Annotated in this window: 1 protein-coding gene; it reads left to right on the top strand. The window is 40.7% G+C overall.

Annotated features, from left to right (window positions below; all coding sequences use genetic code 11):
• Positions 1 to 268 (top strand): hypothetical protein (locus C6N31_RS42960; protein WP_198359723.1); only part of this gene is annotated, 268 nt, incomplete at both ends.

The raw sequence follows: 268 nt of genomic DNA, 5'->3' as shown, positions 1-268 counted from the left end.
CTTCCACTTCCACTAGCCGAGATCCTGAACAATGAAGTTGAAAATCTTGTTGTTTCGGATTCTAAGCTATTGCACGAAACTGAGCTCAATCCAATCAATTCACAAGATGACCCACAGCCTGGTGTTACAAATGGGATGGCTAAAGAGGAGTCCTTGATCGATAGTGAAGTAAAAGTGAAGCAAAAGCTTCATCACAAGGAAAATGTGATCTCTGTAGAAAGTAGGAAAATGTTGGAAATGAGAGCTGCCCTCAAGAAGAAATTGAAAC

Origin of the sequence: Streptomyces fildesensis, from assembly GCF_016107395.1 — a bacterium.
GTDB classification, from domain to species: Bacteria; Actinomycetota; Actinomycetes; order Streptomycetales; family Streptomycetaceae; genus Actinacidiphila; species Actinacidiphila fildesensis.
The sequence above is the reverse complement of the archived record's forward strand: the minus strand, read 5'-3'. Positions and strand labels throughout refer to the sequence as shown.